Origin of the sequence: Nostocoides sp., assembly GCF_037045025.1 — a bacterium.
GTDB lineage: Bacteria > Actinomycetota > Actinomycetes > Actinomycetales > Dermatophilaceae > Nostocoides_A.
Genome location: NZ_JBAOHM010000018.1, coordinates 207,404 through 232,203 on the forward strand (window position 1 = coordinate 207,404; position 24,800 = coordinate 232,203).

Consider the following 24,800-nt stretch of genomic DNA (forward strand, 5'->3'; position numbering starts at 1 on the left):
GCACGCGCGGCCCGGGGAGCTTTCCCACCCCCGCCGAGGCACGTGGCCACGAGTAGGCTGACCGGCATGGCTGATTACGACGTCGTGGTCCTCGGTGCTGGTCCTGGTGGGTATGTCGCGGCAATCCGCGCCTCGCAGCTGGGCAAGAAGGTCGCCGTCGTCGAGAAGAAGTATTGGGGTGGGGTCTGCCTCAACGTCGGCTGCATCCCGAGCAAGGCACTGATCAAGAACGCCGAGTTGGCGCACACCCTGCAGCACGACAAGCGCAAGTACGGCATCGAGGGCGACGCGACCATGTCCTACGGGCCCACGCACAAGCGCTCCCGGCAAGTGTCAGCCGGCATCGTCAAGGGCGTCCACTTCCTGATGAAGAAGAACAAGATCGAGGAGATCGACGGCTGGGGGACGCTCACCGGCCCGAAGTCGATGTCGGTCGCCCTCAACGACGGCTCGACCCGTGAGATCAGCTTCGACAACCTCATCATCGCCGCCGGTGCGATCACCCGGATGCTGCCCGGCGTCGAGGTCAGCACAAACGTCGTCACGTATGAGGAGCAGATCCTTGACGAGAACCTCCCGGGCTCGATCATCATCGCCGGGTCGGGAGCCATCGGGGTCGAGTTCGCCTATGTGATGAAGAACTTCGGCGTCGACGTGACGATCGTGGAGTTCCTCGACCGGATGGTGCCGACCGAAGACGCCGACATCTCCAAGGAACTCGCCAGGCACTACAAGAAGCTCGGCGTCAAGGTGCTGCTCGGCACCAAGGTCGAGGGCGTCGAAGACACCGGATCCGGTGTGCGCGTGACCGTTTCGCCAGCGGCCGGCGGGGACCAGCAGGTGCTCGAAGCGGACAAACTGTTGTCCGCCATCGGCTTTGCTCCCCGGATCGAGGGCTATGGGCTCGACGCCGCCGGCGTCAAGCTGACGGATCGGGGCGCGATCGAGATCGACGACTACTGCCGCACAAACGTCGACGGCGTCTATGCGATCGGCGACTGCACCGCCAAAATGATGCTCGCCCACGTCGCCGAGGCCCAGGGCATCGTCGCCGCCGAAACCATCGCCGGCGCCGAGACCATGCCGGTCGACTACGCGATGATCCCGCGCGCCACCTACTGCCACCCCCAGATCGGCTCCTTCGGCCTGTCCGAGCAGCAGGCCAAGGACGCCGGATATGACGTAAAGACCGCCGCTTTCCCCTTCTCCGCCAACGGAAAAGCGATGGGCCTCGGCGACCCCGTCGGCTTCGTCAAGGTCGTCGCCGACGGCACGCGCAACGAGATCCTCGGCGCCCACATGATCGGCCCCGACGTCACCGAACTGCTCCCCGTCCTCACCCTCGCCCAGAAGTGGGACCTGTCCGCCGACGAAGTCGCCCGCAACGTCTTCGCCCACCCGACCCTCTCCGAGGCGGTTAAGGAGGCCGTCGAGGGCATCGCCGGCCACATGGTCAACCTGTGACTCTCTGATCTCTGAGGGCATTAACGACGGCCGCGGGCCGGCATCGCGTCGGTGCATCCAGCGCGCGGTCCCTTGGGCGCGGGCGGGATGTCGCTTCTCGTCCCGTGATGCTTCACGTCAAGATGCCCGCGAAACGGAGTCCCCTGGCCTTGCGCTCTCGGGCGCAGGGGGGCTACCCTCTTGGCGGCCGTGCCGGGGGGCGCGGCGTCACAAGTCGGGTCGGGGACCCGAAGGGGGAAAGATGAGTAGATTTCTGTCCGCCTGCCTGCTGGCAGGCACAGCACCGATACTGCTGGGTGCCGCGGCCGGCGCCACCGAGCGGGGAGCAGCCGGCTATACCACGGTCACCGGCCGCGTCCTCTATCGAGACGTCAACGGCACGCCTCATCCCGCCCGGAGAGTCATCGTCACACTGCGCGATGAGGACGGGTCCAGTGGGGGCACGATGCAGGCGCAAATGAGCACCGACGACAGCGGACGCTTCAGTATGCGCGCAACCACGAAGCGGGCCGGCTCCACGGCGAGAATGCTCTACGTCGAGGCGGGCTCCAAGGGCACGGGCTTCACCGTCACCGCGCAGACCAATCAGCACGTCCCCTACCTGATGCGTACGCCGGCACGGCGTGCCACAGGTGCCACCCAATCCGTCGCATTGCGCCCAGCAAGCGGTGCGAAAACCGTCAATGGTGCCTTCGCCGCCGCCGACGCCATGGTGACGGGCGTCCAACTCAAGAAGGTGCTCGGCATCAGCGGCGGACCCGCAACCATCCCGATCCGCTATCCCGTGGCGAAGACCGCGTACCGCGCTCCGGATATCCTGCTCCAGGAGTCGGACGTCTACCGCTGGGACGTGATCCTGCACGAGTACGGTCATCACCTCGAAGACATCCAGCTGATCTGGCCCGAGCTGTATGGTGACCAGCACAGCTGGACCACGTCCATGGACGACCTCTTCGCCAAGGGCAAGGCAGGCGCGATCGCGTGGCAGGAAGGGCTGGCGAGCTATCTCGCGGTGGCCGGCCAGCGAGCCCTGGGGGTCGGGGCGCTAGGCATCCCGGGAGCGGGTGACACAGCCTTCGACCGAGGTGGGCCCGTCCAGCTCTACTCCAACGCCGGCCTGAGCAGCCTTGGCGAGGCAAACGAACTGGCCATCGCCCGCACGCTGGCCCGGTTCGAAGGGCTTGGGGGGAGCATGGACGTCGTCGTGAACGCGCTGAAGAAGGATCGGCAGAACATCTTCTACAGGGCCCTGCCCGGACTGCTCGACGCCGTCTCCGCGGCCAGATTCGACGACACCAACGATGATCCCTACGCGCTGGGCGTGAGCGACACGGCAGCCTGCGGCCTCGAGGCCAACTCCATCAGTCCGAAGCTGCTCACGCCCGAGGCGGGAGCTTTCCTCGGCGAGGACAGCCCGCCGACCCTGAAATGGCGGGCCGCCGGTGGCGGCGTGAACTACCGACTGAATCGCTTCAGCGTGCAGTTCTGGTCGGCCAACTTCGACACCAAACTCTTCGAGTCCGGCCCCGTGTCCGCGACCGCCTGGACGCCGAGCGACGCCGAATGGACCCAGATCTACTGGGCCGCCGACGCCGCGGGCACGGTCCCGACTCGCATGCGTATCGTGATCAAGGGCAGTAACCTCTCCTCGCCCGTGACCGGGCCGTACAAGAGCTGCAGTGTGGAGGTCGCCAAACCCGAGATCACGGTCGAACCTGCCGGTGACGACTTCGTGCGACCGCAGCCCTTCGGCACCTGCGCCGACTTCGACGACCAGGGCTACCTCGACGGCTCCGACCGCGTGCGAGTATCCGGGCGCGGCTGGTCCGCGAACACCGCATACACCGTGTCCCTGGTGCGCACCCAGGACGACCATGACCCCATCCCCTTGGGCTCGTTGACCACGGACGCCGACGGGTCCGTGGAGGATCGGTACTTCGATATCCCCGCGATGCCCGGCGGGAAGTGGCAACTGGTGGCGTCGGCCGGGCGGGACAAGATCACCCAAGTGGTGCCCATCGTCGTCTACCGCTGCCTCTACTACCGCAATGGCGCGTCGCCCGACACGCAATTCATCCCCAGCTGGGGTGGGATGGGCGCGAAGCCCGCATCGACGGTCACCGAGTCCTACTATCCCGTGCCCATCCAAGCGACAGCCACGGCCGACGCCGACGGGGACTTCGAGGGCACGCCCTATACCGTGTCCTGCGTTAACGGGATGGTGAACTCCGCGATCACCATACCCAGCCTGGACGGCGACGTGCACTTGAGCTCGACCCGGCCCTGCACCGTCACCCGGACCACTGGAGCGGTGCAAACCGAAAGGCACGGGCTGGTGGGTCTGGTGCAGGTGCGCCGTTAGGTTAGGGGTCGAACCAGCCGGCGATGGTGCTCGGCCAGGGTCGCTGTCGTCGCGCCCTCCTCCGCCGGTCGAACACCTCTCCCAGCTTTGTCCGCCTGGCCTACGGTGTCACTGTGCACAAGCCCAAGTCAGACGCGATGATCGAGCGCATCCTGATTGTGGCGGCCCATCCCGACGACGCCGACTTCGGGCTCGGCGGGACCGTGGCCAAGTGGACGGACGCGGGCATCGCCGTCACCTTGCTCTGCGTGACCCGCGGCGAGCAGGGGGCCAGGCCCGGGGCCGACATCAGCGGCATACCGGCGCTGCGGGAGCAGGAGCAGCGGGCGGCGAGCGCCGAGGTGGGCATCACCGATGTCCGTTTCCTCGACGGCTACCGAGACGGCTGGCTCGAGCCGACCTTCGAGCTGCAGCGCGACATCGTTGCCGTCATCCGCGATGTGCGACCGCAACGGCTGGTCTGCCAGTCCCCGGAACGGATCTACACCCGGATGCAGGCCTCCCACCCCGACCACCTCGCGGCCGGGGAGGCCAGCCTGCGCGCGGCCTATCCGGCTGCCGAAAACCCGATTGCGTGGCCAGAACTCGGCCTGCCGTTCCACCACGTCGGCGAGATCTGGTTGATGGCGCACCCGAAGCCGGACCACGCGATCGACATCACCGACACCTTCGACCGCAAGCTTGCGGCGCTGCGCCGCCATGTCTCCCAGACCGGACATCGCGGCGAGGAGTTGGACGAGTTCCTGCGGCGGGTCTCCGGTCGAATGGCGGAGAGTTTCGGGCTCCCGGAGGGGCGCCTTGCCGAGGTATTCGCGATCGTCCCGCTGAACTGACCGAGGCGAGACGTCACATCAGTCCCGGGCTGCGGCTCATAACAAATTGTGACTGCTGGCGCGCCCGTTGGCGGCGAGGTTGCCTAAACCGAAGTTACGGCTGGTTGACGTGGCGAACCCCCTGCTGGGCAGGGGGTTCGCTGGTTTGGGTGTTGGTGGTTCTGTCTACTTGCCGTTGATGGTTAGGGGGATGGGGGCGTTTAGGAGGGCGAAGGTGTGGCGTTGGGTGGGGGTGGGTTCGGCCAGGGTGGGCACGAGGGGTGTGGTGTGGTCGGTGCCGTAGCGCAGGTCGTTGCGGGTCAGGGTGGCGAGGTGTTTGAGCAGGGCCGGGAAGGACCGCACGGGCTGGTCGTGGTCGTCGGTGTGTCGGGAGGCTTTGCGGTCCGCGGCTGGGGAGCGGTGGGCGGGGGCGACCGGGTCGGCGGGTGTTGGCGGGTGTTCGTCGGTGTAGGTCAGGGGGGCTAGGGTGGCGCGTAGGTGCCAGGTCAGGTAGGCGGCGAGCATCACAATCAGGACGTGGGCGCGGACGCGGTCTTCGAGGCGGTGGTAGATCGGGCGCAGGTCGAGGTCGGTGGCTTTGATGCTGCGGAAGTCGCGTTCGACGTGGGCGAGGTTTTTGTAGGCCTGGACGATGCTGGCGGGGGTGAGGGTCTCGGCGGGCGTTGGGGTGCGTAGCACGTAGATGCCGTCGAGGGCGGCTTCGGCGGCGATCTGGCTGGTTTTGCGGGTGATCACCACGGTGGTGTCGGTGATGGTCAGGTCGAAGTGTTTGGCCATCCGGTATTTGTTGAGGAGTTTGCCGACCCGCAGGCCGATCGTGTCGGCGCCGGCTAGCCGGCCCTCGGCCACTGCTCGCTGGGTGGGGGCCAGGGCGGTTTCGGTGGCGGTGAGCAGGTCCTCGCGTTTGCGGGCGCGTTCGGTGGCCAGGAACGGGTTGCGGCAGGCGATCAGCCGTTCCCCGGGGTAGTCGGGGTGGCTGATTTCGGCCAGGTTGTGTTCATCGAACAGGGTTGGTTGAAGCGGGCCGCCCTCGGCGGCAAGGGTTTTGATCGCGGGGGCGCGCAGCGCGGTGATCCAGCCGAGGTCGGCTCGGGTGGCCGGGTCGGTGTTGGTGTGGCGGATCGCGGTGATCCGGGCGGTGGTGATCATGCCGCGGTCGCCGACCATGACCATCTCGGTGAGTTTGAAGGTGTCCCGCACCAGGGTGACGGCCTCGATGAACGCGGTGGGGTCGGCGGTGTTGCCGGGGAAGACCCGGATCGCGACCGGGCGACCGGCCGGGTCGGTCAGCAGCCCGTACTCGATCTGGGTGCGGTTCTTCTTCCCGTCGCGGGAGTAGCCGCGCCGGGCCAGTGGGCAGTGGCTGCCTTCCATCCACGAGGACGATAGGTCGAACAGCGCCATCCGGGCGGGGTTGGCGTCGGCGGCCAGGTGGCGCCGGGCCAGCTGCTTCTCGATCGCGTCCTGGCGCCCGAGTAGCCAGTCCATCGCCGCGTAGACCTCGTCGGTGGAGGCACCGGCCAGGTCGAGGTCGACGCCCAGGGTGGTGTCGGCCCACCAGGAGATGGTCGCCAGCTTCGAGCCGGGTGCCAGCACTCGGGCGATGATCAGCCCCATCGCCAGGTCCCGGGCCCGCCCGGGCGGCCCGAGTAGCCCGGGTAGGCCCAGGGCCCGGGCTTGGGCCCACACCGCGGCCACATGCCCGTGCGGCAGGGAGCGGGTGATGGTGGCGGCCTGGTCGGCCGGGATGAACGCCTGCCCGGCCAGGCAGGCCCGGATCACCTCGATCAGCTCGGCCGGCAGGTGGGAGAGGTTCGCGACCGTCTCGTTGCGCACCTTGCCGTTCTCCCGCCAGGAACGCCGCAACAGGTGGGTCTCGTAGTCCCGGGCCACCCCGTCCTTACCAACATAGTGACGACGGTGCGTGGTCACATGAACCGCTCCACCACGTTTCGCCATACCGCCAAAATATCACACCGTGCCGGATCGATCGATCCACTTTAGTGACGACACACCGAGGGGTTAGAAGCCGCATCACTGCAGGTCAAAACGGGGATCCGCCCTCAAACCACTCGCAACTTCGGCCTAAAGGTCCAACCGGTCAGAAGGGCGAACCGACCGGAGACGAATTCGCGGGACCACGAGGCGGCCAACGAGGAGGCGTGCACCACCGGGTCCGTCCATCGCGGCGAGTCCTGCGGCTTCGACGGGGCAGGCTGCGGGCGCAGGGGTAGCGTGAGCCTGTTCCTGATGGCGAAGGAGTGGCGCAGTGGCTGAGCAGTCGCGTCCGGCAGGCGCGTCCACGCGCGCAGCGATCGAGCAAACCGAGCGGTGGGCCGCCCGCAACTACCATCCGCTGCCGGTCGTCATTGCCCGCGGCGAGGGGGCCTGGGTCACCGACGTCGAGGGGCGGCGCCATCTCGATGCGCTGGCGGGCTATTCGGCGCTGAACTTCGGGCACGGTCATCCGCGGCTGCTCGCCCGGGCGCACGCCCAGCTCGACGCACTCACGTTGACCAGCCGGGCGTTCTACAACGACCAGCTCGGCCCCTTTGCCGAGGAGCTGTGCGCGCTGACCGGCAAGGCGCTGACTCTGCCGATGAATACCGGCGCCGAGGCGGTCGAGACCGCGCTGAAGGTGGCGCGCAAGTGGGGATACCGGGTCAAGGGCGTGCCCGAGAACCAGGCGACGATCGTCGTCATGGAAGGCAACTTCCACGGCCGGACCACGACGATCGTCAGCTTCTCCGACGACAAGGTCGCCCGCGACGACTACGGCCCGTTCACACCGGGGTTCGTCTCCGTGCCGTTCGGTGACATCGACTCGCTGCGCGCTGTTCTGGAGCGGGAGAGCGGGGTTGTCGCGGTCCTCCTCGAGCCAATCCAGGGGGAGCGCGGCGTGGTGCTGCCACCCGCGGGCTATCTGCAGCAGGTGCGCGAATCCTGCTCCGCCGCTGGGGTTCTCATGATCGCCGACGAGGTCCAGTCGGGCCTCGCGCGCACCGGTGAGACATTCGCCTGCGACCACGAGGGCGTCGTTCCCGACATCTATGTGCTCGGCAAGGCGCTCGGGGGCGGCCTGGTCGCGCTGTCCGCGATCGCGGCCGACGAGCGCGTGCTCGGCGTCATCACCCCGGGTTCGCACGGCTCGACCTTCGGCGGCAACCCGCTCGCCTGCGCCATCGGCCACGAAGTGATCGCCATGTTGAGCACCGGGGAGTTCCAGGCGGCCGCGCGCGAGCGTGGGGCCCAGTTGGCCGCCGGCCTGGAGGCATTGACCGGGCACGGCGTCACGGCCGTCCGCTGCCGGGGTCTGTGGGCCGGCGTCGACCTCGACCCGGCGATCGGCACCGGCCGCGACCTGTCCTATGCCCTGCTTGATCGCGGCGTCTTAGCCAAGGACACCCACGGCTCGACGATCCGGCTGGCGCCGCCGCTGGTCGCCACCGAGGCGGATATCGGCTTCCTGCTGACCGCTTTTCGCGATGCGCTCGCGGCCTCGGCTAGCTGATCGCATCATCGTGTGGGTCTTTGGTCGTCAGGGCAGCCAGGGAGCTACATGGTCTGGGTTTTCGCAAGGTGGCAAGGGCCGGGCGCCATCGTGGTCTCGCGCTGTCGCGGGGTCAGAATGGTCGTATGACGCCCGAAGAGTTCCGCGCCGCCGCACACACGCTCGTTGACTGGGTGGCCGACCACCGGTCGCGGATCCCGTCGCTGCCAGTGGCCTCCCAGGTCAAGCCGGGGGAGATCCGGGACGCGTTGCCGACGCACGCGCCGGAACAGCCGGAGCCGCTGGCCGATGTGCTAGCCGACCTGGACCGCATCATCGTTCCGGGGATCACCCAAACCCAGCACCCGGGCTTCTATGGCTGGTTTCCGAGCAACGCCGGGCTCGCGTCGCTGCTGGGGGATATCGCGAGCGGCGGCGTCGCCGGCCTCGGCATCACCTGGCAGTCGGCGCCCGCCTTGACCGAGGTCGAGCAGGTCGTGACCGAATGGTTGCGCGAGTTGTGTGGCCTGGCGCCCGAATGGAAGGGCGCGATCCAGGACACCGCCTCGACCGGCACCCTCGTCGCGATGATCGCCGGCCGGGAGCGGGCCTCGGAGCTGTCCGAGCATGGCGCCGGCCTGCAGGCGGTGGCGCAACCGCTGGTCGCCTACACCTCCCCGCAGGCGCACTCCTCGGTGCCCAAGGCGGTCCTGCTCGCCGGCTTCGGCAGCGAGAACTTGCGCTTCGTCGACGTCGACCCGGTGGCGTATGCGATGCTGCCGGACGCACTTGCCGCGGCCATGGCCGCCGATGTCGCCGCGGGCAAGCGGCCGGCCATCGTCGTCGCGGCGCTGGGGACCACGGGCACAACGGCTTTCGACCCGGTGGCCGAGATCGTCGAGATCGCAAGTGAGTATGGCGCGTGGGTCCACGTCGACGCGGCGATGGCCGGGTCGGCGATGCTGCTGCCCGAGTGCCGCCACCTCTTCGCCGGCATCGACGGCGCCGACTCCATCGGCTGGAACCCGCACAAGTGGATGGGCACGATCCTCGATTGCTCGCTGCTGTATGTCCGCGATGTCGACCACCTGGTGCGGTGCATGTCGACCACGCCGTCCTATCTGCGCTCGGCCGTCGATGACGACGTGGTGCAGTACAAGGACTGGGGAATCCCGCTCGGTCGCCGCTTCCGCGCCCTCAAACTGTGGTTCCAGCTGCGCCTGGACGGCGTCGAGGCAATCCGCGCCCGGCTGCGCCGCGACCTGGCCAACGCCCAGTGGCTCGCCGACGCCGTTGCCGCGGAACCCGATTGGCGCGTCCTGGCCCCAGTCGACCTGCAGACCGTCTGCCTGCGCCACGAGCCGCCGGGCCTGCACGGGGAGGCGCTGGATCGGCATACGCTCGCCTGGGCGGACGCGATCAACGCGGGCGGGAAAGCGTTCGTCTCACCGAGCCTGCTCGACGGTCGCTGGATGGTGCGCGTCTCGATCGGCGCCGAGGCCACCGAACGCGCCGACGTCCAAGCACTGTGGGAGCTGCTTCGCGCAACCGCCGCCTCGTGTCGGTGACGGCGACTGCCGGGTGCATTGGTCTGACCGCGGTTCAGCCGCCGGACGGCTCCCGGAGTTCGCCGCGATCGATGTCGCCGTCGACGAAGTGCTCGGCGGCCCGGACCAGCAGCGGGTTGAGGTCGGTGTCGTAGAAGCGGATGTGGGCCATCAGGTCGTGGCGCATCCGTGGCTCCCAGAACTTCGCGATGTGGGTGGCGATCTCTTCGGCGGCCTTGTCGCGCGGCAGATGCTCGAAAGCGCGAACGAGATCGTGCCCGAGCCGGACGACCGGGCTCTCATGTGGCGCGTGCGGGCTGTGCTGGGCGTCCAGGTTCTGCGGGGTGGTCATGTTGCCGCGCCCACCCTCTCCGATTCCCGCGCCTCGCTCGCGGCCGAGGCGTCGCTCGCCTCCGGCTCGCTCTCGTATGCCGCTCGGGTCGCCTCGGTCGCGACCGTCACCTGCACGGCGGTCACCTTGTATTCGGGGCAGTTCGTTGCCCAGTCCGAGTTCTCGGTGGTGACGACGTTGGCGCCGGTGACCGGGTGGTGGAAGGTCGTATAGACGACACCTGGCGGCATCCGGTCGGAGACGAGCGCGGTGAGCGAGGTGGTCCCGACCCGGCTGGACAGTTCGACGACGTCGCCGGTCTCGATCCCGCGCACCTGGGCGTCGGCCGGGTGCACCTCGAGGATGTCCTCGGGATGCCACGTCGAGTTCGGGGTGCGGCGGGTCTGGGCGCCGACGTTGTACTGCGAGAGGATGCGACCGGTCGTCAAGATCAGCGGGAAACGTCGGTTGGCCTGCTCGGTTGTCGGGACATACACGGTGGTGACGAGCTTGCCCTTGCCGCGGACGAACTGCCCGATATGCATCGTCGGCGTCCCGTGCGGGGCGGCGTCGGTGACCGGCCACTGCATCGAGCCCTCGTCGTCCAACCGCGCGAACGAGACGCCGGCGAAGGTCGGTGTGGTGGCGGCGATTTCGTCCATGATCTGGGCCGGGCTGTCGTAGGCCATCGGATAGCCCATCGCCGTGGCGATATCGCAGACGACCTCCCACTCCTCCCTGCCGACCAGTGAGGGCATGACCGGGCGCACCCGGTTGAGGCGCCGCTCGGCGTTGGTGAACGTCCCGTCCTTCTCCAGGAAGCTCGTGCCGGGCAGGAAGACGTGCGCGAACCGGGCCGTCTCGTTGAGGAAGAGATCTTGCACGACAACGAGATCCATCGCTCGCAACGCGGCTTCGACGTGCTGGGTGTTGGGGTCGGACTGGGCGATGTCCTCGCCCTGCACATAGAGCCCGCGGAAGCTGCCGCCGATTGCGCTGTCGAACATGTTGGGGATGCGCAGCCCGGGCGTCGGCTGGATCGGGACACCCCACCTGGCCTCGAAGATCTCCCGCACCTCGGGGCGCGAGACGTGCCGGTAGCCGGGCAGCTCGTGCGGGAAGGAGCCCATGTCGCATGAACCCTGCACGTTGTTCTGCCCGCGCAACGGGTTGACGCCCACGCCCACCCGGCCGATATTCCCGGTGATCATCGCCAGGTTGGCCATGCCCATGACCATCGTCGAGCCCTGGCTGTGCTCGGTGACGCCCAGGCCGTAGTAAATTGCCCCATTCGGCGCGCCGGCATAGAGCCGGGCCGCGGCGCGCAGCTGATCGGCCGGTATGCCGGTCTCCGATTCGGTGGCCTCGGGCGAGTGCTCGGGCTGGGCGATGAATTCCAGGTAGCTGTCGACGTCCTCGCAGCGCTCCTGCAGGAATGCGGTGTCGTGCAACCCCTCAGTGACGATGACATGCGCCATCGCGTTGACGAACGCGACATTGGTCCCGGGGTGGACCGGCAGGTGGTAGGCGGCTTCGATGTGCGGGCTGCGCACCAGGTCGATTCGCCGGGGATCGGCCACGATGATCTGCGCGCCGGCCCGCAGCCGCTTCTTCATCCGGGAGGCAAAAACAGGGTGGGCGTCGGTCGGGTTGGCGCCGATGAGCAGCATGACGTCGGCCGCTTCAACGGATGCGAAGTCCTGGGTCCCGGCGGACGTCCCGAACGTTTGGTTCAGGCCATATCCGGTGGGGGAGTGGCACACCCGCGCACAGGTGTCGACGTTGTTGTTGCCGAACGCGGCCCGGACCATCTTTTGGACGACGAAGACTTCCTCGTTGGTGCACCGCGAAGATGAGATCCCCCCGATCGAGCCGACGCCGTGCGCCTCCTGGATCGCTCGGAACCCTTGGGCCACACGGGCAATCGCCTCATCCCACGAGCACGGCACCCACTCCTCGTCGATCGACTCTCGGATCATCGGCCGCAGTTGCCGGTCGGCGTGCGCGGCATAGCCATAGGCAAAGCGGCCCTTGACGCACGAATGGCCTGCGTTGGCGCCGCCGTCCTTCCATGGCAGCATCCGCACCACCCGGGTGCCGTCGCCCTCGCCGGTGACCTCGGCCTTGAACGAGCACCCGACGCCGCAGTAGGCGCACGTGGTGATCACCGTGCGGCTCGGCACACCGAGATCGATCAGCGACTTCTCGGTGAGCGAGTCGGTGGGGCACGCTTGGACGCACGCCCCGCACGAGACGCACTCGGAGCCAACGAAGTCGGTCCCGCCGGGCGTGATCCGCGAATCGAAGCCGCGGCCGGAGACGGTGAGCGCGAACGTTCCTTGGACTTCGCCGCACGCGCGGACGCAGCGCGAGCAGACTATGCACGCCGTCGGGTCGTAGGCGAAGTAGGGGTTCGACGAATCGGCCTGCTCGGCAAGATGATTGCGACCCTCGCGGCCGTAGCGCACCTCGGCCATTCCGATCGTGACGGCCAGTGCCTGCATCTCGCAGTTGCCCCGCGCGCACCCCGGGCAGTCCTGCGGGTGGTCGGAAAGATAGAGCTCCATGACGCCGCGGCGCAATTCGCGCACCTGCTCGGTGTCGGTCCGCACGACCATGCCGTCGGCGCACGGCGTGGTGCACGAGGCGGGTGTGCCCTTGGCGCCCTCGACCTCTACCAGGCACATCCGGCAGCTGCCGAAGGCGGCGAGGTTGTCGGTCGCGCACAGCTTCGGGATGTCGATCCCGGCCTGCTTGGCCGCCCGGATCACCGACGTCCCCGCCGGGACGGTGACCTCGCGATCGTCGATCGTCACCGTGATGTCGGTGGCAGATTCGACTGCAGGAGTGCCGAAATCGGGCTCGATGATGATTGTCATGGCCGGGTCCCTTCGGTTGCCACGGTCGCCTCGTCGGGTATGGCGGACTCGGTCGCCTCGGCTCGTGCCGGGCTGGCCCCGAAGTCCTCGGGGAAGTGCGCCAGCGCGCTCTGCACTGGCATCGGGGTCAATCCGCCCATGGCGCACAACGACCCCTTGGTCATCGTCGTGCACAGATCTTGCAGCAGAACGAGATTAGCGTCGCGGTCGACACCCGAACGGATCCGGTCGATGACTTCGACGCCGCGGACCGAGCCGATCCGGCAGGGCGTGCACTTGCCGCATGATTCTTTGGCGCAGAACTCCATTGCGAAGCGCGCCATCGCAGCCGCGTTCATCGTGTCGTCGAAGACGACGATCCCGCCGTGGCCGATCATGGCGCCCACGTCGGCGAACGCCTCGTAGTCCATCGGCAGATCGAACTGCTCCGGAGCCAAATAGGCCCCCAGCGGACCACCGACCTGGACCGCCTTGACCGGCCGGCCGCTGAGCGTCCCGGCGCCGTAACCCTCGACGAGTTCGCGCAGCGTGATGCCGAAGTCGGACTCGACGATCCCGCCCCGGCGGGTGTTCCCGGCGAGTTGGAAGACCTGAGTGCCACGCGATTTCCCGACGCCGCGAGCGGCATACGCATCGCCGCCGTGGGCGAGGATCATCGGGACGGCACACAGGGTCAGGACGTTGTTGATGACGGTCGGCTTGCCGAAGAGTCCGCGCAACGCCGGGACCGGTGGTTTGGCGCGCACTTCACCGCGTTTGCCCTCGAGGCTATCGAGCATCGAGGTCTCCTCGCCGCAGATGTACGCGCCCGCACCGACCCGCACCTCGAGGTGGAAGGTCGTCTCGCTGCCCTGGATGCGCTCGCCAAGGAAGCCGTGGGCATAGGCGATGTCGATCGCCCGCCGCAGGGCCGCGACCGCGTGGGGGTATTCGCTGCGGAGATAGACGAAGCCTTCGGTGGCCCCGACGGCGTGAGCGGCAATCGTCATCCCCTCGATGAGCGTGAACGGGTCGCCCTCGATCAGCATGCGGTCGGCGAACGTGCCGCTGTCGCCCTCGTCGGCGTTGCAGCAGATGAACTTCTGGTCGGCCTCGGCCGTGCGGACGGTCTCCCACTTGATGCCTGCCGGGAAGCCGGCGCCGCCGCGACCGCGCAGTCCCGAGGTGGTGACTTCGGCGACCACCTCGGCCGGGTGGAGCGACAGCGCCCGGTGGAGGCCGGCATACCCGCCGAGGCTCTGGTATGCCGCGATGTCGGTCGGCTCGATCAGCCCCACCCGGGCGAAGCTCACCCGGTGCTGGTGGGCCAGCCACGGGTGCTCCTCGATCAGGCCGATGGGGTCGAGATCGGGTGCCGTGCCGCCGTCGAGGCCGTCGGCGATGAGGCTCGGCACGTCGGCGGGGGCGACATTGGCATAGCCCACCCGCCCTTGGGGCGTCTCGACCTCGACGAGCGGTTCGAGCCACAGCATCCCCCGGGATCCGTTGCGTCGCACGACGACCCCGGCGTCGGCCAGTGCAGCGGCAACCTCATCGGCGCCCACCGCGACGGCAGCCGCGTCGCAGGGCACCCACACCGTGGTCATGACGACCACCCCGCGGTGAGTTCCCGCACCCGGTCGGCGGACAGCCGGCCGTGCAGGCGCCCATCGAGTTGCCCCGACGGGCCGAGCGCGCAATTGCCCAGGCAGAAGACCTCGGCGACCTCGACGTCCTCGCGGCCCTCGAAACCGACGGCGGTGGCATCATAGAGCGCCTCCGCTCCGACCGCCTGGCAGGCCTCCCCGCGGCACAGCGCCACGCGGTGCGCGGCTGGCGGCGTTCGCCGGAAGTCGTGATAAAAGCTCACCACGCCGTGCACGTCGGCGCGGGAGAGGTTGAGCACGTCGGCGATGACCGGGATGTCGTCATCGGCGATGTGGCCGTGTTCCTCAAGCAGCGCATGCAGGATCGGCAGCAGCGGGCCCCTCTGGTTGGCATGGTGGGCGGCGATCTCACGCACCGCAGCCGCGCGATCGGCGTCAGTGGGGGTCCAGACGGGGATCCCGCCCGGTCCGCGGCGGGTTTGCACGTCTCGCGGCACGTCAGTGACCTCCTCGACGAGGGTTGTGACTCGATCGCAACTCTACGCTGATCGGGGGTGCCAGCGGCATACCTCACCGTCTTTATGTTGCGGGTTGAGAGCTGTGTTGCGAACGGCGCAACGCGCCGTGGCGGCCGCTTGTCGGACCACTAACGCGGATTTCCATGCAGGGGGTTCGGCGCAAGGGGTTAGTCGAGTTGGTAGCTGATGGTTCGGTTGTCGAGCCAGGGGATGGGGGTGTTGGTGGGTAGCTGGGCGGCGCGGAGGACTGGGGTGTAGGCGCGGCGTTCGAGTCGGACGGTGATGGTCTGGCTGGTGGTGGTGATGGTGCCGGGGGTTTCGAGGAAGCGTCGTTGGATGACGTCCGGGGTGATGGTGGCGTAGCCGGGTAGGCGGGCGCGGAGCGCGGCGAGCAGGGCTTGGGCGAGCACGGTGAGCATGATGTCTAGGTCCACGTTGAGGTTGACGGTTGAGGATAGGGCGTCGGCGCAGAATGCGCGGATGATCTCGGCGAGACGTTGGTCGATGGTCATCCGGCGGGCGTATCGGCTGACCAGTTCGCGGGTGGTTGAGGTGGTGTCGTTGGTGATGATGACGGTGGGTGCTTCCCGGCCGAGGCCGGTGACGATGAGTTGCCGGACGGTGGCGGGGTAGTCGGTCAAGGTGGTGTGGGGGTCTTCGTGGACGCGGGGTTTGTTGTGCGGGCCGGGCCGGTCCAAGGTGATGGCCTTGTAGGCGGCTGTGGGTAGGGCGTTGATGTGCCGCAGCAGCGCGGGTGAGCGCATCCGCAGGGTCAGGAATTTCACGCCGCGGGCGTCGAGTTCGCCGAGGACGCGGTGGGTGGTGACTTTCTGGTCCATGATCAGCATGGCCGGGTCGTGGCCGCTGGCGCTGGCCCAGTGGTCGCAGAACGCGATGACTTCGCGGGCTTGGGTGGCTTTGGAGGTGTCGGCGTTGGCGTAGACCAGGTTGTGGGTGTCGGTGTCCTGGGCGAAGAACGTCAGCACGGACCGGGCTCGTTGGGAACGCTTGGGCACGTAGTGCTTTTCCAGGACGGGGTCGTGGCCCCAATGCATGACGGCGTGGAAGTCCAAGTCGAAGATGGCCTGGTCACTGGTGGCCAGCCCGTGGGCGATCATGGTGGTGTCCAAGGCGGCTAGGAACCGTTGCTGGTGGTCGTGGGCTAGCCGGTAGGAGTAGCTGGTCAGCGCGGACTTCTTGGGCAGTGCGGCCATCCCGGTCAGTAGGGCGGCGGCCGGGTCGGCGATCAGGTCGTCGACGTGGGAGACCCGTCGGGTGCGGGTCAGTTTGAGGGCCAGCAGGGTCAGCACCCAGGAGATGGCGGGAATGATCCGGGTGCCGGGGTAGCCGGCCTGCTTGACTAGGTCGGGAAGGTCCAAGGTGGCTAGGTCGGGCAGCACCAGCAGCAGCCCGGCGCGGGTGGACTCGAGGCGTTCGGGCCAGGCCGACAGGTCGATGACTCGGGCGGGGGGCAGGTGGGTGTCGCGGCCTGGGGTGGCCGGGTTGATGCTGGCCTCGGGTTCGGGTCGTCGCAGGAGTCGGCCGAACCCTTCTTCGGCGAGGATCTCGGCGACCCCGGTGCGGTTGAGCGGGGTGGCTTCGGTGGCCAGCCGGGCGGAGATCTCGTAGGTGGACAGGCCCTGGCGGCGCAGTTCGATGACCCGGGCGCGGGCGCGGTCCTTGGCCGGCGCGGTGCCCGCCGCCGGGCCGGGTTTGCGGGGTGGGGCGAACAGGGTTAGCTTTCCGGCCTTGTATTGGCGGACCAGGTCGATCATCGCCCAGCGGGTGTAGCCGTAGCGGTCGCCGGCCTGCTGGTAGGTCAGGCCCTCGACGTAGTAGGCGCGGATCGCTTCGTAGCGGCGTTGGTTGATCTGGTCGGGCGCGGTGAACGCTTCCGCTCCAGGTCGTTGAGGTGATTCCGCTGCTATATGCCGATGATGTCAGATCATCTGTTGTCGACGAGGGCGACGCGCTGGAGCTGGATTCGTCTGTACTGGTGATAGTTCGGCTGTCTGGTATCGCTGAGCGCGTCACTTCTTGATCAGCAGTTCACATACCGGGACGGTGCATGACAGCATGACCGACACAACTATCGACTCCCACGTGGGCGTAGCGGGATCCCGCGATGGGCCTGGCCTGCAGCGTGGTTTCCATCCGCACCTGATCAATCCGCCTCGCTCAGGTATTGAGGTCAACCGGCCACCTGGAAATCCGCGCTAACTATCCTGGCCCGTGTGACGAATCCGGACGACCACACCGGGGGCACCGCTACCCCCGACCCTGGACCACCCCGCCTGCCGGTATCCTGCGGGGCGATCGTGCGGGACCGGCAGGGGCGGTTGCTGATCGTCAAACCGACCTACAAGAAGGGCTGGACGCTCCCCGGGGGAATCATGGAAGCCAACGGCGAGACCCCGTGGGAGGCGTGTCAACGCGAGGTGCGTGAGGAGACTGGACTGGAGTTGCGGGCTGGACGCCTCGCGGCGGTCGACACCCGGCCCGCACGGCCGGACCGTCCGCTCGGCATCCGGTTTCTCTTCGACGCCGGAGCGCTTCCCGATGATGTGCTCGCCGCGGCCCGACCGCAAGAGAGCGAGATCGCCGAGATCCGCCTCCTGCCTGCCACCGAGGCGCTGCCCTTGCTGCGCAAGGCGATTCGGCGTCGAGTGAGCGCCGTGATCGACACCGCGGCCGCTGTCTACCTGGAGGACGGCGACCGCGTCGACGGCATCGGCTAGGACGGGTCCGCCAAGCCCTGCAGGATCGCTGGAGTGGCCGTATCCTCTGGAGAACGGCACCGGACAACAGCAAGGGCGGTGGACATGGCGCTGAGCGTATTTGACCTGTTTTCTATCGGCATCGGTCCCTCCAGTTCGCACACCGTCGGGCCGATGCGGGCGAGCGTCTTGTTTGCCGAGACCCTGCGCGAGGTCGGCGACCTGCCGCGGGTGTCGCGCGTGCTGGCCGAGCTCTTCGGCTCGCTCGGGGCCACCGGGCATGGGCACGGCTCCGACAAGGCCGTGCTGCTCGGACTTTGTGGCGAGCATCCCGAGACCTGTGACCCCAGCGCGGTCGCCGATCGCCTGGAGACGATCCGCTCCAGCGGTCGGGTCAGCCTGCTCGGTGAGCACGAGATCGACTTCGACGAAGCCGGCGACCTGATCATGCACCGACGCAAGACCCTGCCGCTGCACCCCAACGGGATGACGTTCGCCGCGTTCGCGGCCGACGGTTCGACAATTTTGGAGAAGACCTACTACTCCGTCGGTGGCGGCTTCGTCGTCGGCGAGGATGCCGACGGATCCACGGCGATCGTCGCGGACACGACGCCCGTGCGCTATCCCTTCCGCACCGGCGAGGAACTGCTCGCCCGCTGCGAGGAGTCCGGACTGTCGATCTCGCAGGTGATGATGGAGAACGAGAAATCCTGGCGCACCGAGACCGAGATCCGCGAGGGACTGCGGCACATCTGGGCGGTCATGCAGGAGTGCGTGACTAACGGGACGCACAACGAGGGCGTGCTGCCCGGGGGATTGCGGGTCAAGCGCCGGGCACCCGCCCTCGCCCTGCAACTCGCGAGCGAGAACGCCGGCGGTGACCCGCTGCGCGGCATGGACTGGATCTCGCTCTATGCGTTGGCGGTCAACGAGGAAAACGCCGCCGGCGGCCGGATCGTGACGGCGCCGACCAATGGCGCTGCCGGGATCATCCCGGCAGTGCTCCACTACTACGTCAATTTCGTTCCTGGAGCTGACGACCGGGGCGTATGCCGCTTCCTGCTGACCGCGGGCGCGATCGGCACGATCTATAAGGAGACCGCGTCGATCTCCGGCGCCGAGGTCGGCTGTCAGGGCGAGGTCGGCTCGGCATGCTCGATGGCGGCGGCGGGGTTCGCGGCGGTGCTCGGCGGCACACCGAAGCAGGTGGAGAATGCCGCCGAGATCGCCATGGAACACAACCTCGGCCTGACCTGTGACCCCGTCGGCGGCTTGGTCCAGATCCCGTGCATCGAGCGCAATGCGGTTGCCGCGGTCAAGGCGATCGCTGCCGCCCGAACTGCTCTGCGCGGCGACGGCTCGCACATCGTCTCGCTGGATAAGGTGATCAAGACAATGCGCGAGACCGGCGCGGACATGAAATCCAAGTACAAGGAGACCGCCCGCGGGGGCCTCGCGGTCAACGTCATCGAGTGCTGACGGAGCGTTGAGTGCCGAGCATTGCGGACAAGGCCTGCTGAGGTCTGCACTCTTGGCTGAGGTCGTACTACAAAACAGCAGACCTCAGCGAAAAGTACAGACCTCAGCGGTTTTGTTGGCGTCGGCGGTCCGGGCGGCAGCTCAGAAGGACGACTCAGAACGACGACTTGGGAACGCCCATACCCGGATCGATCTGGTGCGGGCCGTTCTTGCCGGGGCGGACGTCGAAGTCGAAGATCGCCGTTGGGAGGTAGACCGTCGAGCACGAGTTCGGGATGTCGACGACGCCGGAGAGGCGGCCCTCGATCGGGGCGGCACCGAGGATCATGTACGCCTGCTCGGGGGAGTAGCCGAACTTGGTGAGGTAGTCGATGGCGTGCAGGCAGGCCCGCTGGTAGGACAGGTGGCTGTCGAGATACTTCTGCTCGCCATCCAGGGTCACCGACGTGCCCGAGAAGGCCAGCCACTGGCTGAACTGCGGGTCGGTCGTGCCGGGCATGAAGATGGCGTTCTCCGACACGCCATAAGTCTCCATTCCGCCCTTGATGACGTCGACGTGCAGGTCGATGAACCCGCCCATCTCGATCGCGCCGCAGAAGGTGATCTCGCCATCGCCCTGGCTGAAGTGCAGGTCACCCATCGACAGGTTCGCGCCATCGACGAAAACCGGATAGAAGACCCGCGTTCCCTTGGTGAAGTTCTTGATGTCCTGGTTGCCGCCGTTCTCGCGCGGGGGAGCGGTGCGGGCGGCCTCCTTGCGGGCGCGCTCGAAGTCGTCGCCACTGAGCGTGCCGAGGATCGCGAACTCCGGCTCGGGTGGGAGGGCGAGCGGCGGCACCCGGTCGGGGTCGGTCGCGATGAGTGCGGCCTCGCGGGTGTTCCACTTCGCCAGCAGGTCCTTGCTCGGGGCGGTGCCCATCAGGCCCGGGTGGACGATGCCGACGAACGACACACCGGGCACGTGCCGCGAGGTCGCGACGCCGCCGCGGAAGTCCCAGATCACCTTGTAGGCGTCGGGGAACTGGTCGGTCAAGAAGCCGCCGCCGTTCTCCTTGGCGAAGATCCCGGTGTAGCCCCAGCCCTGGCCGGCGAGTGGCCCGCTGTCCTCCTGCGGGATCGGCCCGACGTCGAGGATGTCGACCATCAGCAGGTCCCCCGGCGCGGCGCCCTCCACGGCGATCGGCCCGGAAAGCACGTGCACGCCCTTGAGCGGCGCGTTCAGGATGTCGTCGGCGGAGTCGTCGTTGACGATCGCCCCGTCGAACCACTCGCGGCAGTCGACCCGGAAGACGTCACCGGACTTGACTCGGACATTGGCCGGGATGTCGGGGTGCCACCGGTTGTGGCCGACATACTTCTGATCGGTGAACTTCTTGGAGGAGTCGAGCGGGAAGATGACCTCGGGCATGGATCAGGCTCCGTTCAGGCGGGAGTGGGGAGCGCGGTCCGGCTGCCCAGCCGGGTGCGCGCGAAGAGGAAGCCGCCGACACTGACGACGGCGACGATGACGGCCATGACGGCGTTCGCGACGACGTCCCAGTGGCCGATGAGGAGCAGGAAGGCCGGGATCGCGGCCGTGGTCCAGCCCTCGATCGCGGCGACTGCTCCGGTGTATGCCGTCAACTCGGCGCGGTCTTGACCGAGCAGCTGGAAGAACAGCCACCACAGGTAGGCCCACAGCAGCCAGATGACGGCGAAGGCGTAGTCCTCGCGGACGGCGGAGACGACGGCATACGCGACTGCCGCGATGGCGACGAAGAGCGAGAACCAGCCCAGGCCGGTCCCGTCGAAACCCCAGATCGTGTTCATCGCGACATAGAGATAGGTGAAGCCGAAGAGGTAGAGCCCGGAGGCGCCGAAGATGACGTCGGGGTCGCCACCGGAGGTGAAGATCAGCCACGTCGGCGTGATGACCTGCAACAGCCCGACGAAAATGTTGAGCGGGACGGCGCCATTGCCTCGGACCCAGCCGAGGAGGGCGCAGCCGTTGAGGAAGAGAATCGCGCCGACATAGAGCAGGCCGACGTTGCCCAAGGAACCTCCGATCTGCCGTGTTCCCGGGGTTGCCAAAACCCCTGAGGGGCAAGCGATCCCGGGCTACGGCTTGGGAAGACGGGCGGTCCGCGGGTTGGCCACCGGGCGTCCCCGGCGCGTCAGTGGCGCGCCGATGGGAGCGGAGACGACGGCCGGCTCGTGGGCCGATTGCTCGGTGGCCAAGAGCAGCCGCCGAGCGGAGGCATCCCCGAAACGAAGTTGGGGAGCGGAAAAGACGCGGCGTGCGGGCTGTCCGCACGCGGGACAGGGGAGCGTCGATGTCACCTGGGCCATCGGCATGCTGACCGTTGTGATGCCATGCGAGGGGCAGTCGAAGTCGTAGCTCGCCACGAACCTTCACCGTCCTTCCCGTGCCTTGGGCAGTGACCGTAGCGAGGGTTACCGGTGGTTGTCACCGGCGCAGGGATGGCGGGTTTCCGCCGTTGGCGCCGGAGATGTTGCGCCCTTTGCGATGGATGACGGTCGGTCGTCCGTCAGGAACTCCCGCCACCGCCTGGTGGCCCCGCGGCGACGCGGGGGATGACGCGGGTCGATGAGACCTGGCGAATGGAGGGGAATGTGAACGGAAGACGGAAGCTGATCGCTGCGCTGGGGGCCGCGGGCCTCACGGCCACCTTGTCCGCAACGGGTTCTGCGGCAACGGCATCGGCAGACACCGGCACGGGGACGGTCACGGGGGAGGTGCTCGTTGGGGTGGACCAGGACCTCTATGGCGTCAATGCCGCGACCGGCGCGCGACGCCGGATCACCACGACCGGCGATGTCGGCCAGGCCAGCTTCTCGCCGGACGGCACGCGCATCGCCTATATGCGCTGGCTCGATGGTGCCAAGCCTGACCTGTGGGTGATGAACGCCGATGGATCGGGCCAGGTGCGCCTGACGAACACCCCGGTGGTGCGTGAGCGCGCGCCGAGTTGGTCGCCGGACGGCACCCGGCTGGTCTTCGAGCGCCTCATCGGCAAGAACAGCAATCCCAGCCTGGCGGTCATGCCCGCAGTGCCGGGCGCCGCGGTGACCGTGATCCGGTCGAGCGACCACAACGACGAATGTCCGCTCGGGCAGGCCTACGTCACGCCCCGGTGGACCAGCCGCAACCAGATCGTGGCGAATCGCTTCTGCTTCCAGCCCTCGGGGGCGAGCAAGACCCGGATCGCCGTCTACTCGCCGACCGGTCGGCCGATCAAGGCCGTGCCCGCGTCGACCTGGCAGCTCGACGTCGACCCGACGGGCACCAAGGTGGTCTTCCTTGCCGGGGACGCCCGCCCCGTCGTCAAGGTCCTCGACCTCGACACCTCCCGGATCACGACCCTGACGAACAGCACCCAGTGGTCATGGCTGCCGATCTGGTCTCCGGACGGTGTCTCGATCGCCTGGCAGTACAAAGACGACACCGACACCTACGTGATGAATGCCGATGGCAGCAACAAGCGCCGGCTCTTCCAGAACTGGGCCGTTTTCGTCGACACCTACGACTGGCGCGCCGTCGGATAACGGGACTACCACGACGGTCATCCCTCGTGTCGATTCGGCAGCTGTCAAGCGACACCGCGCCGAGTCGCCGCAGGGTTGTCGGACGGCGGGTCCAGGGTGCGCCGCAGGCGGGTTCTCACCCGCCTGCGGCCAGCCGGCCGCATCGCTCCACGGAGGTAGTCATGACCCTGCGCCCCTCGCGCCGTGCGAGCATCCCGCCACCCGCACCGCGCGGCGACGGCTCTCATCGTCTCGCTCGACAACGTGACCAAGACGATGCGCGAGACCGGCGCGGACATGAAATCCATGTACAGGGAGACAGCCCAGGGTCGCGACAAAGTCGGACGATAGGGCGCTGACCTGGGGTTTTGCGGGGGTGTGAACGGCGTGGCGTGTGGGGCGGATGTGGCCTGTGTGGGTTGGATGGCGGTTACCACACTGCTGTCGAACCGAGAGGCCACATCCGCTCATGCCATCCTCGCGTATTCCTGCCGCCGGGCGTGTCTCGACACGGTCGTTGTTGTCGGTCCTGTCCGGACTCTCGGATCCTCGCTCTCGTCGGGGTCGACGCTACGGCCTTGTTCCGTTGGTCGCGGCGGGGATCGCGGCCACGCTGGCCGGGGCGACCTCCGACGTCGCGGTCGCGGCCTGGCTGTCCGACCAGGACGCGGCAACGGCCGCGGCGTTGGGGTTCCCTGACCAGCGTCGCACGCCGGAGGCGTCGGTGTTCCGGCGGCTGTTCGCCCGGTTGGACCCCGTGGTGCTCGATACGGTCATCGGTCTGTGGATGTGGACCACCACCGTCGTGACGGGTCGCCGGGTCATTGCCCTGGACGGCAAGACTGTTCAGGGTGCCCGCCGGGCCGGTGCCGCGACGCCGCACCTGGTGGCGGCGTTCGACCACCTGCGTGGTGTCGTGGTGGGCTAGGTGGCCGTGGGGGAGAAGACGAACGAGATCCCCACCGTCCGAACACTGTTGCGGCAGCTAGCGAACGTGGTCGACCTGGCCGGACCGGTCGTGACGATCGATGCCATGCACTGCCAGGACGAGACCGCGACCACCATCACCACCGCCGGCGCGGACTGCGTCTTCACCGTCAAGGCGAACCGCCCGACGCTGCGCGCCGCGCTCAAAGCGCTGCCCTGGGCGCAGGTCCCGGGACACTCCACGGTGGAGAAGACGAAAGGCCGCCGGGTCCGGCGCACGATCAAGACGGTTCTGGTCCCGGCGTGGATCTCCTTCCCCGGTGCCGCCCAGGTCGCCCAGCTACGCCGCAGCGTCACCGTCAACGGGAAGCGAACCGTCGAGGTCGTCTACCTGATCACCTCCGCCGACGCGAACCCTCCCGTTCTCGCCGCCTGGGTCCAAGGACACTGGGCGATCGAAAACAAGCCCCACTACGTCCGCGACGTCGCCTTCGGCGAGGACGCCTCCCGGATCAGGACGGGCCAGGCACCCCACACCATGGCCACCCTCCGCAACATCGCGATCGGCCTGCTACGGCTGGCTGGCACCACCAACAACACCGCCGCGCTACGCCACCACAACAGGCGACCAGACAAGGTCATCACCCTGCTGACCAGCACAAACTGGACTTTGCCATGACCCTGGGAGACAGCCCGCGGCGGCCTCGCTGTCAACGTTTTCGAGTGCTGAGCGGCACCAAAAGGCGCGGCGTTACTTCACGTCACGTCGTTTGCTACTTGCTGCACGTGCAAATGACGACTCGCGGGTTGAGAAGGAGTGTTGAGGTATGCCCTTCAATTTGGTATTCGAGGCTGAAAGGTGGTGACGAGACACCCTGACTGCTGGCGTGAACGATGAACTCGCCGACCAGCTGGGCCGAGTTTTCGGGCGGCAGTTTCCTTTTCGAGAAGGCCGAACGTGAAGCCGTTACGGGCTCGCCAATCTGCTGGGCAGCTAGGATTCTTTCGGACGGTGGGATCCGGACGTGCACACCCACGAGATCAAAGCCTACCGTTTGCGCCTGCTCCTGGAGTGCTATCAATTCGATGTCGTGCATACATCTATTCTCCACAACGCCGAGGGTCACGAGCCATCGGGCGGC

Annotated in this window: 20 protein-coding genes; 10 read left to right on the forward strand and 10 right to left on the reverse strand. The window is 67.7% G+C overall.

Annotation, left to right across the window (positions count from 1 at the left end; all coding sequences use genetic code 11):
* The first annotated feature begins 66 nt into the window (after positions 1–66).
* From lpdA to V9G19_RS26205, 3 genes are all read left to right on the forward strand, one after another.
* The gene (gene lpdA, locus V9G19_RS26195) at positions 67–1,464 is read left to right on the forward strand and encodes a dihydrolipoyl dehydrogenase (RefSeq protein WP_462288321.1); all 1,398 of its coding nucleotides are present in this window, start codon (positions 67–69) and stop codon (positions 1,462–1,464) included.
* A 457-nt stretch (positions 1,465–1,921) separates the two neighbouring features.
* Complete coding sequence (locus tag V9G19_RS26200) at positions 1,922–3,826, forward strand: hypothetical protein (RefSeq protein ID WP_462288322.1); 1,905 nt, start codon at positions 1,922–1,924, stop codon at positions 3,824–3,826.
* A gap of 113 nt (positions 3,827–3,939) precedes the next feature.
* Positions 3,940–4,659, forward strand: coding sequence for a PIG-L deacetylase family protein (locus V9G19_RS26205; RefSeq protein ID WP_462288323.1), 720 nt, complete (start codon positions 3,940–3,942; stop codon positions 4,657–4,659).
* A gap of 165 nt (positions 4,660–4,824) precedes the next feature.
* Here the strand turns inward: V9G19_RS26205 and V9G19_RS26210 are convergent, their stop codons facing one another.
* Positions 4,825–6,618, reverse strand: a complete 1,794-nt coding sequence (locus V9G19_RS26210; protein WP_462284342.1) for an IS1634 family transposase — start codon at positions 6,616–6,618, stop codon at positions 4,825–4,827.
* A 310-nt stretch (positions 6,619–6,928) separates the two neighbouring features.
* On the opposite strand from V9G19_RS26210, the gene rocD reads away from it, so the two are divergent.
* Positions 6,929–8,170, forward strand: coding sequence for an ornithine--oxo-acid transaminase (gene rocD, locus V9G19_RS26215; RefSeq protein ID WP_462288324.1), 1,242 nt, complete (start codon positions 6,929–6,931; stop codon positions 8,168–8,170).
* A gap of 125 nt (positions 8,171–8,295) precedes the next feature.
* Complete coding sequence (locus V9G19_RS26220; RefSeq protein ID WP_462288325.1) at positions 8,296–9,717, forward strand: pyridoxal phosphate-dependent decarboxylase family protein; 1,422 nt, start codon at positions 8,296–8,298, stop codon at positions 9,715–9,717.
* A gap of 34 nt (positions 9,718–9,751) precedes the next feature.
* Here the strand turns inward: V9G19_RS26220 and V9G19_RS26225 are convergent, their stop codons facing one another.
* The 5 genes from V9G19_RS26225 to V9G19_RS26245 form a co-directional block, all read right to left on the reverse strand.
* The gene (locus V9G19_RS26225) at positions 9,752–10,048 is read right to left on the reverse strand and encodes a formate dehydrogenase subunit delta (RefSeq protein WP_462288326.1); all 297 of its coding nucleotides are present in this window, start codon (positions 10,046–10,048) and stop codon (positions 9,752–9,754) included.
* Positions 10,045–12,906, reverse strand: coding sequence for a formate dehydrogenase subunit alpha (fdhF, locus tag V9G19_RS26230; RefSeq protein ID WP_462288327.1), 2,862 nt, complete (start codon positions 12,904–12,906; stop codon positions 10,045–10,047). The genes V9G19_RS26225 and fdhF overlap by 4 nt, the downstream gene beginning before the upstream one ends.
* Positions 12,903–14,492 (reverse strand): NADH-ubiquinone oxidoreductase-F iron-sulfur binding region domain-containing protein, encoded by a 1,590-nt coding sequence (locus V9G19_RS26235; protein ID WP_462288328.1) that lies wholly within the window; start codon positions 14,490–14,492, stop codon positions 12,903–12,905. Before V9G19_RS26235 ends, fdhF begins: the two co-directional genes overlap by 4 nt.
* Positions 14,489–14,989 (reverse strand): NAD(P)H-dependent oxidoreductase subunit E, encoded by a 501-nt coding sequence (locus V9G19_RS26240; RefSeq protein WP_462288329.1) that lies wholly within the window; start codon positions 14,987–14,989, stop codon positions 14,489–14,491. Before V9G19_RS26240 ends, V9G19_RS26235 begins: the two co-directional genes overlap by 4 nt.
* Before the next feature lie 188 nt (positions 14,990–15,177).
* Entirely contained in the window at positions 15,178–16,785 is a 1,608-nt protein-coding gene (locus V9G19_RS26245; protein WP_462288330.1) for a hypothetical protein, read from the reverse strand.
* A 459-nt stretch (positions 16,786–17,244) separates the two neighbouring features.
* On the opposite strand from V9G19_RS26245, the gene V9G19_RS26250 reads away from it, so the two are divergent.
* Both V9G19_RS26250 and V9G19_RS26255 read left to right on the forward strand, forming a co-directional pair.
* Positions 17,245–17,748 carry an NUDIX domain-containing protein gene (locus V9G19_RS26250; RefSeq protein ID WP_462288331.1) on the forward strand — a complete coding sequence of 168 codons (504 nt, stop codon included), beginning with the start codon at positions 17,245–17,247 and terminating at the stop codon, positions 17,746–17,748.
* 84 nt (positions 17,749–17,832) lie between these two features.
* Positions 17,833–19,206: an L-serine ammonia-lyase gene (locus V9G19_RS26255; RefSeq protein WP_462288332.1), complete on the forward strand. Its 1,374-nt coding sequence runs from the start codon at positions 17,833–17,835 to the stop codon at positions 19,204–19,206.
* A gap of 154 nt (positions 19,207–19,360) precedes the next feature.
* Here V9G19_RS26255 and fmdA read toward each other — a convergent pair whose 3' ends face one another.
* From fmdA to V9G19_RS26270, 3 genes are all read right to left on the reverse strand, one after another.
* Positions 19,361–20,614, reverse strand: a complete 1,254-nt coding sequence (gene fmdA / locus V9G19_RS26260) for a formamidase (protein ID WP_462288333.1) — start codon at positions 20,612–20,614, stop codon at positions 19,361–19,363.
* 14 nt (positions 20,615–20,628) lie between these two features.
* Positions 20,629–21,240 (reverse strand): AmiS/UreI family transporter, encoded by a 612-nt coding sequence (locus tag V9G19_RS26265; protein WP_462288334.1) that lies wholly within the window; start codon positions 21,238–21,240, stop codon positions 20,629–20,631.
* Positions 21,241–21,303: 63 nt separating this feature from the next.
* Complete coding sequence (locus V9G19_RS26270; protein ID WP_462288335.1) at positions 21,304–21,591, reverse strand: FmdB family zinc ribbon protein; 288 nt, start codon at positions 21,589–21,591, stop codon at positions 21,304–21,306.
* Between the two features lie 228 nt (positions 21,592–21,819).
* Between V9G19_RS26270 and V9G19_RS26275 the strand changes: the two genes are divergently transcribed.
* The 3 genes from V9G19_RS26275 (at position 21,820) to V9G19_RS26285 (ending at position 24,337) form a co-directional block, all read left to right on the forward strand.
* The gene (locus V9G19_RS26275; protein WP_462288336.1) at positions 21,820–22,752 is read left to right on the forward strand and encodes a TolB family protein; all 933 of its coding nucleotides are present in this window, start codon (positions 21,820–21,822) and stop codon (positions 22,750–22,752) included.
* A 448-nt stretch (positions 22,753–23,200) separates the two neighbouring features.
* Positions 23,201–23,659 carry a transposase family protein gene (locus tag V9G19_RS26280; RefSeq protein WP_462288337.1) on the forward strand — a complete coding sequence of 153 codons (459 nt, stop codon included), beginning with the start codon at positions 23,201–23,203 and terminating at the stop codon, positions 23,657–23,659.
* Positions 23,660–23,665: 6 nt separating this feature from the next.
* Positions 23,666–24,337 carry an ISAs1 family transposase gene (locus tag V9G19_RS26285; protein WP_462288338.1) on the forward strand — a complete coding sequence of 224 codons (672 nt, stop codon included), beginning with the start codon at positions 23,666–23,668 and terminating at the stop codon, positions 24,335–24,337.
* A gap of 94 nt (positions 24,338–24,431) precedes the next feature.
* Here V9G19_RS26285 and V9G19_RS26290 read toward each other — a convergent pair whose 3' ends face one another.
* The gene (locus tag V9G19_RS26290) at positions 24,432–24,755 is read right to left on the reverse strand and encodes a hypothetical protein (protein ID WP_462288339.1); all 324 of its coding nucleotides are present in this window, start codon (positions 24,753–24,755) and stop codon (positions 24,432–24,434) included.
* Between the last annotated feature and the right edge of the window lie 45 nt (positions 24,756–24,800).